This window comes from Micromonospora sp. NPDC006431 (assembly GCF_042870725.1).
GTDB lineage: Bacteria > Actinomycetota > Actinomycetes > Mycobacteriales > Micromonosporaceae > Micromonospora.
The window spans coordinates 210,617-224,850 of sequence record NZ_JBIAHQ010000008.1 but is presented as its reverse complement, the minus strand read 5'-3'; the positions used below and the strand labels follow the sequence as shown (position 1 = coordinate 224,850).

General features: G+C 73.0%; 13 protein-coding genes and 1 pseudogene. 8 read left to right on the top strand and 6 right to left on the bottom strand.

Annotated elements, in window-relative coordinates; genetic code table 11:
- Positions 1-104 precede the first annotated feature (104 nt).
- On the bottom strand, positions 105-842 hold the full coding sequence (locus ACFYM6_RS16820; protein ID WP_387276352.1) for a GntR family transcriptional regulator: 738 nt from the start codon (positions 840-842) through the stop codon (positions 105-107).
- A 196-nt stretch (positions 843-1,038) separates the two neighbouring features.
- Between ACFYM6_RS16820 and ACFYM6_RS16815 the strand changes: the two genes are divergently transcribed.
- Positions 1,039-1,575 carry an alpha/beta hydrolase gene (locus ACFYM6_RS16815; RefSeq protein ID WP_387276350.1) on the top strand — a complete coding sequence of 179 codons (537 nt, stop codon included), beginning with the start codon at positions 1,039-1,041 and terminating at the stop codon, positions 1,573-1,575.
- 32 nt (positions 1,576-1,607) lie between these two features.
- Here the strand turns inward: ACFYM6_RS16815 and ACFYM6_RS16810 are convergent, their stop codons facing one another.
- On the bottom strand, positions 1,608-1,949 hold the full coding sequence (locus ACFYM6_RS16810) for a hypothetical protein (protein ID WP_387276348.1): 342 nt from the start codon (positions 1,947-1,949) through the stop codon (positions 1,608-1,610).
- A gap of 128 nt (positions 1,950-2,077) precedes the next feature.
- Between ACFYM6_RS16810 and ACFYM6_RS16805 the strand changes: the two genes are divergently transcribed.
- Both ACFYM6_RS16805 and ACFYM6_RS16800 read left to right on the top strand, forming a co-directional pair.
- Complete coding sequence (locus ACFYM6_RS16805) at positions 2,078-2,698, top strand: L-threonylcarbamoyladenylate synthase (protein WP_387276346.1); 621 nt, start codon at positions 2,078-2,080, stop codon at positions 2,696-2,698.
- A gap of 121 nt (positions 2,699-2,819) precedes the next feature.
- A complete protein-coding gene (locus ACFYM6_RS16800) occupies positions 2,820-4,394 on the top strand; it encodes a Na+/H+ antiporter (RefSeq protein ID WP_387276344.1) in 1,575 nt (524 codons plus the stop codon).
- 7 nt (positions 4,395-4,401) lie between these two features.
- On the opposite strand, the gene ACFYM6_RS16795 is transcribed toward ACFYM6_RS16800, so the two are convergent.
- The 3 genes from ACFYM6_RS16795 to ACFYM6_RS16785 form a co-directional block, all read right to left on the bottom strand.
- The gene (locus tag ACFYM6_RS16795; RefSeq protein ID WP_387276342.1) at positions 4,402-4,734 is read right to left on the bottom strand and encodes a putative quinol monooxygenase; all 333 of its coding nucleotides are present in this window, start codon (positions 4,732-4,734) and stop codon (positions 4,402-4,404) included.
- Positions 4,735-4,800: 66 nt separating this feature from the next.
- Positions 4,801-6,030, bottom strand: a complete 1,230-nt coding sequence (locus ACFYM6_RS16790) for a M23 family metallopeptidase (protein WP_387276340.1) — start codon at positions 6,028-6,030, stop codon at positions 4,801-4,803.
- Positions 6,031-6,062: 32 nt separating this feature from the next.
- Positions 6,063-6,728: a hypothetical protein gene (locus tag ACFYM6_RS16785; protein WP_387276338.1), complete on the bottom strand. Its 666-nt coding sequence runs from the start codon at positions 6,726-6,728 to the stop codon at positions 6,063-6,065.
- 213 nt (positions 6,729-6,941) lie between these two features.
- On the opposite strand from ACFYM6_RS16785, the gene ACFYM6_RS16780 reads away from it, so the two are divergent.
- From ACFYM6_RS16780 to ACFYM6_RS16765, 4 genes and pseudogenes are all read left to right on the top strand, one after another.
- Entirely contained in the window at positions 6,942-8,282 is a 1,341-nt protein-coding gene (locus ACFYM6_RS16780) for a nicotinate phosphoribosyltransferase (protein ID WP_387276336.1), read from the top strand.
- 30 nt (positions 8,283-8,312) lie between these two features.
- Positions 8,313-8,807: an SRPBCC family protein gene (locus tag ACFYM6_RS16775; protein WP_387276335.1), complete on the top strand. Its 495-nt coding sequence runs from the start codon at positions 8,313-8,315 to the stop codon at positions 8,805-8,807.
- A gap of 147 nt (positions 8,808-8,954) precedes the next feature.
- Positions 8,955-9,080 (top strand): annotated as a pseudogene (locus ACFYM6_RS16770) (transposase); the annotation flags it as partial.
- A 294-nt stretch (positions 9,081-9,374) separates the two neighbouring features.
- Positions 9,375-10,934 (top strand): FAD-dependent monooxygenase, encoded by a 1,560-nt coding sequence (locus ACFYM6_RS16765; RefSeq protein ID WP_387276333.1) that lies wholly within the window; start codon positions 9,375-9,377, stop codon positions 10,932-10,934.
- A gap of 50 nt (positions 10,935-10,984) precedes the next feature.
- Here the strand turns inward: ACFYM6_RS16765 and ACFYM6_RS16760 are convergent, their stop codons facing one another.
- Entirely contained in the window at positions 10,985-11,653 is a 669-nt protein-coding gene (locus tag ACFYM6_RS16760) for a spermidine synthase (protein WP_387276331.1), read from the bottom strand.
- 112 nt (positions 11,654-11,765) lie between these two features.
- Here ACFYM6_RS16760 and ACFYM6_RS16755 point away from each other — a divergent pair, with 112 nt between their 5' ends.
- Positions 11,766-14,234: a glycoside hydrolase family 65 protein gene (locus ACFYM6_RS16755; protein ID WP_387276329.1), complete on the top strand. Its 2,469-nt coding sequence runs from the start codon at positions 11,766-11,768 to the stop codon at positions 14,232-14,234.

Genomic DNA, 14,234 nt, shown 5'->3' with positions numbered 1-14,234 from the left:
CCCGCCGGCCGCAGGTCCATGCCGGCGGTGCATGTCGGCCACAATGTCATGACAGCCTGACGACGTAAATACCTATCACTGGAAATGAACGAGAAACCCGGGGTTCACCGCTCGGCGACAGTCACCTCCAGCGCATACCGGGAGGCCCGGTAGAGGTGCTCGCCGTACTCGACGTGCCGGCCCTGGTCGTCGTACGCGGTGCGGGTCATGGTCAGCAGCGGGGCGCCGCGCCGCTCGCCGATCATCTGCGCCTCCGCGGCCGTCGCCGCCCGGGCCCCGATCCGCTGCTGGGCACTGCGGATCCGCACCCCGGCCGCGCGCAGGATGGCGTAGAGGCCCCGGGCCTGCAGGACGTCCAGAGTGAGCCGGACCGGGTCGAGGGGAAGCCAGTTCTCCATCACCGCCAGGGGTTCCCCGTCGGCGAAGCGAAGCCGGCGCAGGTGCTGCACCGGGCTGTCGGCATCCACCCCGAGCGCCGCCGCCACCTTGGCCGGGCAGCCCACAGTCGAAAGTTCCAACACCGACGTGGACGGTTGCCGCCCGGCCCGGGCGAGGTCGTCGTGCAAGCTGGTCAGCTCCACCGCCCGGCGGACCTCGCCCCGGACGACCTGGGTGCCCACGCCCCGCCGACGCACGATCAACCCCTTGTCCACCAGGTGCTGGATGGCCTGCCGGACGGTGGGCCGGGACAGCCCCAGCCGGTCGGCGAGCTGCAACTCGCTGTCCAGCCGGTCGCCCGGTGCCAGGTCACCACGCTGAATCGCGGCGGCGAACTGCTCGGCGACCTGGAAGTAGAGCGGGATCGGGCTGCTCCGGTCGACGACGATCTCGGGGCTGGTCACGGGGGACCTCCTCGTCACGGCTGTCCAGGGGTCCGGGGATGGGCGCCACTGTACCGAAGCGGTCACCCGGTGAAGCCGGCGGATGTCAGGACAATACATTGACACAACTCGCGGTCACGGTTACCAGTCAATGACCAGGAGCGAGCCGACGATCGCTGACCCCGTCCCCATCACGGGTCTGGGTAAGGTCGTCCGCATGGCTGACGCAGTCGTGATTCCCGGCGGTATGTTCGGACCGGGTGCGCCCCTGCTCATGTATGCCGGCGACGTGGCGGAGCAGCGGGGCGCAACGGTGCACCGATACTCCTGGTCCCAGGAGTATCGGAGGCCAGATGAGCCAGCAATCGAGGGGTGGGTCAGCGGCGAGGTCGCCCCGCTGATCGACACTGTTGGCGGTCGCCCACTGCTGGTCGCCAAGTCCCTCGGCACGAATGCGGCAGCGATTGCCGCCGAAAGATCCCTGCCCGCCGTGTGGCTCACGCCCTTGCTCGCCCTGCCGTGGGTGGCTGACGCGTTGGGCCGTGCGACCGCACCGTTCCTCCTCGTGGGTGGCACCGCCGACAAGGTGTGGGACGGTGACCTCGCCCGCCGGCTGTCACCCCACGTGCTGGAGGTGGAAGGAGCGGATCACGGGATGTACGTACCCGGCCCGCTCACGGAATCCATCGCGGTGCTCAGCCGAGTCGTGGTCGCCGTGGAAGAGTTCCTCGACGTGATCGGCTGGCCAGGCTGACCAGCTTGATCAAGCATCCCGGGTGTGCCGGGTCAGGCCGCGGACGTGATCGCCAACGGCGACTGGTCGGGCTGCGGCTGCCACGGCGGTGGCGGGGACGACTCGGCGGACCGTCCAGCCGACGTCTCCGGTCCGTCCTGGTGGGCGGCCGGCTCGGCAGTGCCGGTACGAGGTGCGGCCTGTGCCGCTCGCAGCCCCATCTGCGCGCTGTGCCACGGGGCGCAGGGCCAGGCCGCGCCGAAGCAGCTGCCGTTGTCGCAGGCGCTGTGCTCGTCCGGCTGGTGGGTGTCGGCCACCGCGGCGGCGAGCCGCCACAGCAGCGGGTCGGTCACCTCGGCCGGACGGTCGTCGCGGTCTGTGCTGGCATCGGACATGGTCGGGTCCCCCTCTTCAAGCGGGCCTCATCCTTTCCGGTCCGATCCTCCGCCAAACCTGCGAGCTGCAAATTTGTGCCGCGCCCCACCCCGCGCAGGTCCGCGCGGCGAGGCATAGGCTGGGCGCCGTGGCAAGGTACTACGACCTGCACCCGGACAATCCGCAGCCGCGGACCCTGCGGCAGGTGGTCGACCTGATCCGGGACGACGGGTTGATCGCCTACCCCACCGACTCCTGCTACGCCTTCGGCTGCCGGATCGGCAACCGAGGCGGCCTGGACCGGATCCGGGAGATCCGCCGGCTCGACGACCGGCACCACTTCACCCTGGTCTGCCGCGACTTCGCGCAGCTCGGCCAGTTCGTCAAGGTCAGCAACTCGGTCTTCCGCCTGGTGAAGGCCGCCATCCCGGGCCGCTACACGTTCATCCTGCCGGCCACCCACGAGGTGCCACGCCGGCTCCAGGAGCCGCGCAAGCGCACCGTCGGGGTGCGGGTACCGAACCACACGGTCACCCAGGCGCTGCTGGCCGAGCTCGGCGAGCCGCTGCTGTCCAGCACGCTGCTGCTGCCCGACGAGGACGAACCGCTGACCCAGGGCTGGGAGATCAAGGAACGGCTCGACCACCAGCTCGACGCCGTCGTCGACGCGGGGGAGTGCGGGACCGAGCCGACCACCGTGGTAGACCTGTCCGGGCCCGAACCGGAGATCCTGCGCCGCGGCGCCGGGGATCCCTCACGCTTCGAGTAGCCGCCGCCCAAATTAGCCGGTTTGTCCGCACATCCTCGGTCGGCCGTACCACCATGTTGGGGCGGCGTGCCCGCGGTCCGCCCGCCGCCGCACCACGCCGATCAGGTGACGGGGGTAGGACGTGGAACCGCTCGTGCTGATCGCGGTGCTGGGCGCGACGGTGCTGATCGGCACGACGATCGGTGGACGCTACAGTGTCGCGCCCCCGGTCCTGCTGATCGGCATGGGCGCGCTGCTCGGGCTGCTCCCGCCGTTCTCGCACGTGGTGCTCCCACCCGAGGTGGTGCTGGTGCTCTTCCTCCCGGCGATCCTCTACCGGGAGAGCCTCGTGATCAGCATCCGCGAGGTCCGGGCCAACCTCGCGGTGATCGCCCTGCTGGCCGTGGCGCTGGTGCTCCTGACGACGGTCGCGGTCGCGTACGCCGCTAAGGCCCTCGGCGTCGAGTCGCCGGCGGCCTGGGTGCTCGGCGCGGTGCTCGCGCCGACTGACGCCGCCGCCGTCGCCGGCCTGGCCAAGCGGATGCCGCGCGGCATCCTCACCACCCTGCGCGCGGAGAGCCTGATCAACGACGGAACGGCGCTGGTGATCTTCGCCGTCGCGGTCGGAGTGATCGCCGGGGGAGCACTCCCCGGGGCAGCCGGACTGCTCGGGCGGTTCGTCGGCTCGGCCGCCGCCGGAGTTGCCGCCGGCCTGCTGGTCGGCGGGGTCGCCGTCCTGATCCGTAGCCACGTCGACGACCCGCTGCGCGAGGGCGGGATCAGCATCCTCACCCCGTTCGTGGCGTTCCTGCTCGCGGACGTCGTGCACGCCAGCGGCGTCCTCGCGGTGGTGGTCGCCGGGCTGCTCATCTCCTGGGCCGCGCCCCGGATCATCCGGGCCCGCTCGCGGATCACCGCGTTCGCGTTCTGGGACCTGTCCACCTTCATGGTCAACGGCAGCCTCTTCGTGCTGCTCGGCATGCAGATCCCGCGATCCCTACGCGGCATCACCAGCCACTCACCGGCGCAGTCGCTGGGCATCGCGGTGGTGGTGACCGTCGTCGTCGTGGTGACCCGGATGGTCTGGGTGCACCTGGGCGTATCCACGCTGCAGAACCTCGACCGGCGTGAGTCCCGGCGCGGCCGCGGGTTCGACTGGCGGGTCCGCACCGCGGCCGGCTGGGCCGGGTTCCGGGGAGCGGTCTCACTGGCCGCCGCCCTCGCCGTGCCGGTCGCCACCAGCGCCGGCACCCCGATCCACGAACGCGACCTGATCATCTTCGTGACCGTCACGGTCATCGTGCTGACCATGCTGGTCCAGGGCACCACGCTGCCGGCCGTGGTGAACTGGGCCGGCCTCAGCGGCGACCAGGAACGGGAGGACGAGGTCCGCTGGGCGCGCATCCGGGCCACCGAGGCCGCGCTCGACGCCCTGCCCCAGGTGGCCGCCGACGTGGGCGCAGCACCGGACGCCGTCGAGCGGCTCCGCTCCGACTACCAGGAGCACCTCGACGACATCCGGTCCCCGGGGGACGAGCAGGCCGAGGAGGAGCGGGAGCTCGCCCGGCGGCTGCGGCTGGGCGTCCTCGACCGCAAGCGGCAGGAGCTCACCCGGCTGCGGCGGACCAACCAGATCGACGACGCCGTGCTGCGCGAGGTGCAGGCAGCCCTGGACATCGAGGAGATCAGGCTGCTCGGCCCGACCGTCGAGGACTGACGGCCGACTACCTGCTCTCGGGGACGGCCATCTCGCCGAGCAGCGACCAGTCCTGCTGCGGGACGGTCACGTTGACGATCCGGGGCGTCTCGGCCAGGTGCGGCGGCAGCGTCCGCTGCGCCGTGCGGAAGTGCTCCGACTGCACGTGCGCGGCGCCGGCCTCGTCGTCGCGGAACGCCTCGACCAGCACGTACTCCGTGGGGTCGGCCACGCTGCGCGACCAGTCGAACCACAGGCAGCCCGGCTCGGCGCGGGTGGCCTCGGTGAACTCCGCGACGATCTGCGGCCAGCGGTCGGCGTCCTCCGGCCTCACCCGGAACTTGGCAGTAATGAAGATCATGGCGATCAGGCTATCCGCCCGGGCGCGCGAGGACACCAACGGCCCGGAGCGAGGGGACGGCGCGGCTCAGATCCAGGGCAGCGGGTCCACGGCCCGGCCACCGAGACGCACCTCGAAGTGCAGGTGTGGTCCGGTGGAGGCGCCGGTCGAGCCGACCAGGCCGATCACCTGGCCGGCGCGGACCCGCTGTCCGGGCGACACCAGCAGGCGGGACTGGTGGCCGTAGCAGGTGGACAGCCGCTGCCCGGACACCCGGCCGTGGTCGACGCAGATGTAGTTGCCGTATCCGCCGTACCATCCGGCGCGGGTGACCCGTCCGTCGGCCGCCGCCATGATCGGGGTGCCGATCGGTGCGGCGAGATCGATCCCGGGATGCCGCTGCCAGACGTGGTAGTACGGGTCGAAGCGGACGCCGAACCTGCTGGTGAGCCGGCCCGCCAGCGGCCGGCCCAGCCGGCTCCCGCCGGTTGCGACGACCCGGGTGGTCGGTGCCGCCGCGGCGGCGGTCACGGCGGCGGCGCGGGCCCGCCGGTCGATCTCCCGCCGGAGCGCAGTCTCCTCCCGCTGCTGGCCGGTGAGTTCGGCCTGGCCGGAGGTGATCGCGGCGGACAGGGCGGCGGCGCGGCCGGTGGGCGTGTCGAGCAGGTCCGCGGCGTCGACCACGGCCAGCGGTGGCGCCGGGTCACCCGCTGGCGCGGGGCCGCCGGTCCAGGCGGTCAGCAGTTGCAGCACCGGATCGGGTTGGCGCTGCACCGTGGCCAGGTCGTCGCGGGTGCGGGCCAGGATGTTGTGCAGGTACTGGATCCGGCGCTCGACGTCGGTGAGCGCGGCGACCTGACGGGCGTCGGGCGTGGTGGCGGCGTCCACCGGTGGCTGCGGGTACAGGTCGGCGCCGGGGTCGGCGGCGATGAGCGCCGGGGCGGACCCGGGGTCGGCCATCGGCGGGGCGGCGGCTGGGGCGGCCGGCCCGCCGGCCCGGGGCGGCGCGGCCGGCGAGGCCGGCGCCGGCCCGGGGGTGTGCCCAATTGGCGGGCCGGCCGACGTGGAGGTCGTCGGTCGGACGGTGGGTGGCTTCGTCGACGGTGGCGTGAGCGGGGGCAGCGTGACCGACGGCAGCGGCAGGGGCGGCAGCGACACGGAGGGCAGCGGCACGGGCAGGGAGAGGGTCGGCAGAGGCAGCGGTCCCTGCGCCGCTGCGGTGCCGGTCCCGGCGTCCAGCCAGGTGGACGTCGTGACCACAGTCGCCGTCCCGGCGACCGCCGCCAGCGTTGCCCGCCGCCACCACCGTCGGTTCATGCCGTACTCCTGACGTCGCCTGCCTCCGCCTGCTACATCGGATCCGGCCGCCCGGTCGTAACACCTTCCGCGCGACGCTGCCGCAACCGTCGACGGGTCACCACCGCCCCGGCCGCGGCCAAGCCCGCCACCACCACCGCCAGCACGGTGGGCACCCGCATCGACCGGGCCGGCGTCGGGTCGACCGTCGCCGCCTGCGGCTCGACCGGCGGGTCGGTGGGCGTCGTGGTCGAGCCGGGCACCAGGTAGGCGTTGCTGGCGATCTGGGCCTCGTTCTCCGGCACCTGCTCGGAGGTGAGGCTGACCCGGTTACGGACCACGGTGCCGGGCGCCGCACCGGGACGGACCCGGCCGGTGATCGTGATCCGCGGCGCCGGCGAGCCGCTGGCCAGCCGTACGTCACCGAGGTCGCAGACCACCTCGCGGGCGGTCACCGCGCACCAACCCGGCTGGGCACGCGCCGTGACCGTCTCCAGATCTGCGGTGGTGGTGAAGGTGATCCGCGCGGCGACGAGCGTCGCCGTGCCGGCGATCGTGACGGTGTGGGTGACCTGCTGCCCGGGCAGCGCACCGAACGGGGTCGAGGTCAGCACGGGGGTCGCGTCCACCCGCAGGCTGGGCGTCGGTGTCGGCGTCGGGACGCCACCCATCACGGCAGCCATGATGGCCACCGCGGACGCGGCAACCGCTTCCCCCATTCCCACACTCTAGGCCCGCCGGCGCCCGCCCGCCCGCCGAACCGGACCCACGTCCCGATGAAGTCGTCAACGCGATGCGGGAGATCCCGCCTGGCCGTCAACCGGTGGATCCGTCGGCACCTTCGACGCGGTGCTGGGCTGCCGCAGGATCTCCGTTTCCCGTACGCGCCGCCGCCGCGTCCACCACAGTGGTGGCGTGGTCGAGGGGGTGGCATGAGCGGACTGCGGACCGACCTGTACGAGCTGCGGATGGCGGCCAGCTACCTGCGTCGCGGCATGACCGAGCCGGCCACCTTCAGCCTCTTCGTGCGCCGCCTGCCGCACCGGCGCGGTTTCCTAGTCGCGGCCGGCCTGGCCGAGGTGCTCGACTTCCTCGAGAGCTTCAGCTTCGACGACGACGAGCTGGGCTACCTGCGCGAGGTGGCCGGGCTCGACCCGGCGACCCTGGCGGCGCTCGCCGGGCTGCGGTTCACCGGCGACGTCTGGGCCGTACCCGAGGGTCGCGTGGTCTTCGCCGACGAGCCGCTGCTGGAGGTGACCGCGCCGATCGCGGAGGCGCAGCTGGTGGAGACCGGGGTGCTGAACCTGATCACCTTCCACACGACGGTGGCCACCAAGGCGGCCCGCTGCCGGCTGGCCGCCGGCGACGCGCAGCTGATCGACTTCGCGTTCCGGCGCACGCACGGCATCGAGGCCGGGGCGGGTGTGGCGCGGGCGTCGGCCATCGCCGGCTTCACCGCGACCAGCCATGTCGAGGCCGCCCGGCGGTACGGGCTCACCCCGTCCGGGACGATGGCCCACTCCTACGTCGAGGCGTTCCCCGACGAGCGGGCGGCGTTCCGCGCGTTCGCCGTGGACTTCCCGACGAACCCGATCTTCCTCGTGGACACCTACGACACGCCCGCCGGCGTCCGGGCCGCCGTGGACGTCGTCACCGAACTCGGGCTGACCGGCCCGATGGCCGTGCGGCTCGACTCCGGCGACCTGGCGGCGCTGGCCCGGCAGGCCCGCGCGATCCTCGACGAGGCCGGGCTGCGGCAGGCCCGGATCGTGGCCAGCGGCAGCCTGGACGAGGACGTCATCGCGGCGCTCGTCGCCCAGGGCGCCCCGATCGACGGGTACGGCGTGGGCACGAAGATGGGCGTCTCCTACGACGCGCCGTCGCTGGACAGCGCCTACAAACTGGTCGCCTACGGCGACCGGCCGGTGCTCAAGCTGTCGCCCGGCAAGGCCACGCTGCCCGGCCCCAAGCAGGTCTTCCGCGATCCCACCGGCGCCGACGGGGATCTGGTCGGGCTGCGCGACGAGCCGCCCCCAGCGGATCGCGAGCCGCTGCTGGCGCCGGTCATGCGCGATGGCCGGCGCCTCGAGAACGCCGACCCCGCCGGCGAGGTGCGAGCCGCCCGCCGCCGGTTCGACGCCGACCTCGCCTGGCTGCCGGCGGGGGCGCGGCGGCTGGCCGATCCCACGCCGCTCGCCGTCGCGGTCAGCCCGGCGCTGACCGCGCTACAGGAGCGGGTCACCACGCAGCTGGGCCTAGGCGGCAGCTATTAACGATCGCCGCCGCTGCATACCATCTGGTACATGAACTACGCGGAGACGATCACCACCACGGCGGCCCCCGAGCACGCCTGGGCCGCGCTGGCGAACGTGACGACCTATCCCCGGTGGACGGCCTCCATGTCGGCGGTGGAGCCGCTCGACAGCCCCGCCCTGGCGATGGGCAACCGGTTCCGCATCCGGCAGCCCGGCCTGCCACCGACCGTGTGGCGGGTCGACGAGCTACGGCCGGGCGCCTCGTTCGCCTGGGATTCACACGTCCCCGGGGTGCACACCGTCGCCTACCACCGGGTGGAGCCCGAGCCGGACGGGACAAGCCGCATCGACATCGGCATCCGGCAGACCGGCGCCCTCGCCTGGCTGGTCGCGTTGCTGACCGCGGCGCGGACGCGACGGTACCTGCGGATGGAGGCGGCCGGGCTCCGAGCCGCCGCCGAGGCCGCAGCCACGGCGGCCTCGTCCGCCGGTGCGGCTGGCGCGGCGACGGACGACAACGCGGCGTCCACCGGTGGCCGGTGACGCCCGCGAAGCGCTGCTCGACCGGTGCGTCAGCTTCCTGAAGGAGAGGGCGGGTTCAGCCAGCTCAGCGTCCCCCGGCTTTAGCCGTGGGGATAGGGTGTCGATTTAGGACGGACAGTAGATAGCGCAATGCTGTGTATTGCACGGGTGTCCGTTGCCCTGCGGTCGAACAGCAACGTCGTGTTCCAGTGCGCTCTCAATGTCGTGTGGTGCCCGAAGTACCGACGCCGGGTGCTCGGCGGCCGGATCGAGGAGCGGTTGAAGCAGCTCATCGGTTCCGGGCCTCGGTCATCGCCGCCTGGGCGGGCCCCGTCGAGGAGCTGTTCGTCCAGCTCGGATACGACCGCGCGGAGGCCCGCCGGCGGGCTCGGCTGAGCCTCGCCGCGGCCCGCGGCCTGCTGCTGGACCTGCTGATCACCGGTGACCGGGACGTTCTGGACGCCGCCGCCGACCTGTTCGCGCAGCTCGTTACCGCCCTGCCGCCATCAGCGGCGTGAACTGCTGGAGGCGCCTCGATATCGTCATGCCCAGAGGGGGCGGTCCCGCGATCCGAGCCAGGGGGTGCCGATGGACTCCGTCGAGGTGCTGGTGGTCGGGGCAGGACCCACCGGCCTCGCCATGGCCGGGCAACTGGCCACGTTCGGCGTACGGGCCCGGGTCATCGACCGGGCGCTCGACCGGGTGCACGAGTCCCGGGCACTGGGCATCCAGCCGCGCACGCTGGAGGTCCTCGCCGGGCTCGGAGTGACCGACGAGCTGGTCTCCCTGGGCAACCGGGCGGTGCGCCTGTGCCTGCACGTACCCGGTCGGCAGCGGATGGTGCCGCTGTTCGACCTCGGCCTGCACGACACCGCGTACCCCTATCTGCTGTTCCTGTCGCAGGCCGAGACGGAGCGGATCCTGGGCGAGCACCTGACGGCGGCGGGGATCGGTGTGGAGCGGGGAATCGAGCTGGTCGGGCTGGACCGTACCGGTGACGGCGCCGTGGCGACGCTGCGGCACCGGGACGGCCCTGCCGAACAGATGTCCGCCCGGTACGTGGTGGGCTGCGACGGCGCGCACAGCACCGTCCGTCACCTGGCCGGGATCGGGTTCGAGGGCGCCGCGTACCCGCAGACGTTCGTCCTGGCCGACCTCGAGGCCGACGGCGTGGCCGCCGGCCCGGCGCACGCCTTCCTCGCCGAGCGGGGGCTGTTCCTCCTCTTCCCGCTCGGACACCCGGCCACCTGGCGGCTGCTGGCCATCCGCCCACCCGGCGACCGGACCCCACCGGACGCCCCGCTGACCCTCGCCGAGGTGCAGGCCCTCGCCGACACCTACACCGGCGGGGCGGTACGGCTGCGCGACCCGGTCTGGATGACCAACTTCCGGCTGCACCACCGCGCCGCCACCCGCTACCGGTCCGGGCCGTTCTTCCTGGCCGGCGACGCCGCGCACATCCACAGCCCGGCCGGAGGCCAGGGCATGAACACCGGCATCCAGGACGCAGTCAACCTCGGATGGAAGCTCGCCCACGCGCTGCAGAGCAGCCCGGACCCGGCGCTGCTGGACAGCTACGAGGCGGAACGGGGGCCGGTCGGCCGGCTGGTGCTGCGCCTCACCGACCGGGCGTTCACCGCCGTCACCTCCACCAGCCCGCTGGCCCGCTTCGCCCGGACCCGGATCGCGCCCGCCGTGCTGCCTGCCGTGCTCGCCGCCCGGGGTGTGCGCGCCACCGCCTTCCGCACGGTGGCGGAGCTGAACATCGGCTACCGGCGCAGCCCGCTGTCGGTGCAGGGCCCGGGCGCGCCGCGCCGGGGTCCGCGGGCAGGGGACCGGCTGCCTGACGCCCCGGTCGGTGGCACCACGCTGCACCGGCTCACCGCCCCGCCCGGCTGGCACCTGCTGCTGGGCGGTCCGCCGGCGGCCTGGCCGGTGGAGGTCGTCGCGCCGCTGCGCCGGGCCGGTCAGGTCACCGTGCACCGGCTGCCCGGCGTCGCCGAGGACCGGGTGGCGCTGCGCCGGCTCGGGCTCGCCCCGGGCGTGGCCGGCCTGCTGCTGGTACGCCCGGACGGGCACCTCGGCTACCGCTCCGGCGGGGGTGACCTGACTGGGCTGGCGGCGTACCTGCGCCGCTGGGTCGGCTGACCGCCGGCGGATCATCCATTCCGGCTCGGGCAGCCGGGGCCGCGGGGCGGTCAGCGGCGGTCCGGGCCGGTGCGGCGGGCCAGGTAGACCACGTCCGGTTCGCCGCGCGGCACCTCGACCAGGTGCGTGGTGACCGGACCGATCACCTCCGCCAGCCGTTCGGCGTACGCCGGTGCGGCCGAGGCGCTCCAGACGGCCAGTACGCCGTCGGCGGCGAGCCGGTCGCGCAGCAGTGCCGTGCCGTCCGCGTCGTACAGGGTGGCGTTGCCGGGGAACACGGTCCAGTCCGGGCCGTTGTCGATGTCGAGGCAGATGGCGTCGAAGGCCTCGTCGGTGCTCCGCAGCCAGGCCAGCATGTCCCGGTTCACGATCCGCACCCGGGCGTCGTGCAGGGCGTGCCCGCTGTAGGCGGCCAGCCGGTCGCGGTGCCACCCGATGAGCGTCTCCTCGATCTCCAGGACCACGATCTCCGCCGGCACGGCCGAGGCGGTCGCTTCGGCCAGCGAGAACCCCACCCCGAGCCCGCCGATCAGCATCCGCGCCCCCGGCCGTACCAGCTCGAGTGCCTTCCGGACGAGCAGCCGCTCCGACGCGCCGGCGCGGGTGTCCATCAGGAACACCCCGTTGCTGACGATCTCGAAGTGCCCGCCGCACTGTCGCAGGACGAGCTCGCCCCGCTCGGTCACCACCCGATCAACCACCGCTACCGCTTGTTTCACCCGGCCAACCTATGCCGGCGGGATGTGCCTCAGCGCCCGATTTACGGGCGTCCGGGAGTTTGGCGCGCGGGAAACGGGGAAACGGCACCGCGCCGTGGAAGGGGAGTGCGGGGTGCCGGCGAACGTGGACCCTGGGTGTGAGCTGTGCAGCCGGCCTCCGCCGGCCGGCTGGGTATTGGCGTACCAGGACGGTGCGGCACCGGCCGAGGAAGGTACCCGGGAGACGATGCTGACCCTCGGCAACGGGTACCTGGCCACCCGCGGGGCGGCCCCGGAGGCCTCCGCCGACGGCGTGCACTATCCCGGCACCTACCTCGCCGGTTTCCACAACCGGCTGTACGGGGCCGATCGGCCGGACAGCGACGAGGGCATCGTCAACCTGCCGAACTGGCTCCCGTTGACGTTCCGTCCCGCCGGCGGGGACTGGTTCGCGCCGGGGCAGGGGCGGCGGGAGCACGAGCATCAGATGCTGGATCTGCGGCGCGGGGTGTACCTGCGGGAGTTGCTGGTGGTCGACCGGGACGAGCGGCGTACCCGGGTCCGGCAGCGACGGCTGGTGTCGCTGGCGAGTCCCCACCTGGCGGCCCTGGAGACGAGCATCGTCGCGGAGAACTGGTCCGGCCGGTTGGAGATCAGGTCGGGCCTCGACGGTGGGGTGGTCAACGCGAACTCGCCGGCGGAGGCGGGTAGCTGCGGTCGGCACCTTACGGACGTGGTCACCGGCGGGGACGACGCCGAGACCGTTTGGTTGACGGCGGTGACGACCACGTCCCGACACCAGGTGGCCGTGGCGGCGCGTACCAGGGTCAGCGGCGCCGGCGTCGCTCAGCTCAGGCTGGCGGCGGTCCACGGACCGAACGACGTGAGCCAGGTGATCGGCGTCGACGTGACTCCCGGAGACCGGGTGGTCGTGGAGAAGACCGTGACGATCTTCTCCAACCGCGACCGGGTGGTCTCGGAGCCGTTGACGGCCGCCCGCGGGGAACTGCGGCACGCGGGGACGTTCGACATGGTGCTGGCCGACCACGCCACGGCGTGGACCCAGTTGTGGGAGCGGTTCCGGCTGGACGTCGGAGAGGAGCATGCCTGGCAGGTGCCGATCCGGGTGCAGACGTTCCATCTGCTGCAGACGCTGTCACCGCACGTGATCGACCTGGACGCGGGGGTGCCCGCCCGGGGACTGCACGGCGAGGGCTACCACGGGCACATCTTCTGGGACGAGCTGTTCGTCTACCCGTACCTGAATCTGCGGATGCCGGAGCTGACCCGGGCACTGCTGGCCTACCGGTACCGGCGGTTGCCGGCGGCCCGGCGGCAGGCGGCCGCGGCGGGCATGGCCGGCGCGCTGTTTCCCTGGCAGAGCGGCGACAGCGGCCGGGACGACAGTCCTTCCCGGTCGCGTTCGCCGGTGACCGGGGAGTGGGTGGCGGACCACAGCGGCCGGCAGCAGCATGTCAACCTGGCCGTGGCCTACTGCGTGTGGCGGTACTGGGAGACGACGGGCGACCTGCCGTTCCTCGCCCACTCCGGGCTGGAAATGCTGGTCGAGACGGCACGGTTCTGGGCCGGCCTGGCCACCTACGACCCGGCCGACGACCGGTACGACATCCGCGGAGTGATGGGTCCGGACGAGTTCCATGACGGCTACCCGGGTCGGCCGGGGCAGGGGCTGGACAACTCCGCGTACGTCAACGTGATGGTCGCCTGGGTGCTCGGCCGCGCCGAGGAGGCCTGCGCGATCCTCAGCCGGCATCCGGGGGTGGCGCCGTGGCGGAAGGTCGCCCCGGCGGACGACGAGCGGCGCCGGTGGGCGCACATCCGGGCCCGGCTACGGCTGGCCTTCCTCGACGACGGCATCCTCGCCCAGTTCGAGGGCTACGGCGACCTGGCGGAGCTGGACTGGGACCGGTACCGGCGGCGGTACGGCGACCTGCGGCAGCTGGGTTCGCTGCTGCAGGCCGAGGGCGACGACGCGAACCGCTACAAGATCTCCAAGCAGGCCGACGTGCTGATGCTGCTGTACCTGTTCAGTGCCGAGGAGCTCACCGGGCTGGTGCGCGGCCTGGGGTACGAGTTCGACCCGACCCGGATCCCCGCCGTCGTCGACTACTACCTGTCCCGCACCACCCACGGTTCCACGCTCAGCCGGGTCGCCCACGCGTGGGTGCTGGCCCGCACGGACCGTCGCCGCTCGTACGAGATGTTGACCACCGCCCTCGGCACCGACCTCACCGATCCGCAGCACAGCTCGACCCGCAACGGCATCCATCTCGGCGCCGCCGCCGGCACGCTGGACATCCTGCAACGGTGCTACACCGGCCTGGAGGTCCGCGGCGACGTCCTGCGGCTCAACCCGCTGCTGCCCGACGGCCTCGACGAACTCGACTGCGTGATCCGGTACCGCAACCAGTTGATCTTCCTGCACGTGGACCACGAGGGGCTGCGGATCTCCGCCGCCCCGGGGGCGGGCCAGCCCGTTCCGATGGCCGTACGGGGGGAGTCTTTCCCCCTGCCGCCCGGGACGACCGTCGAGGTCGCGCTGCACGACGCCGCGACGCCTACCAACGCGCGTTCGTGGTAG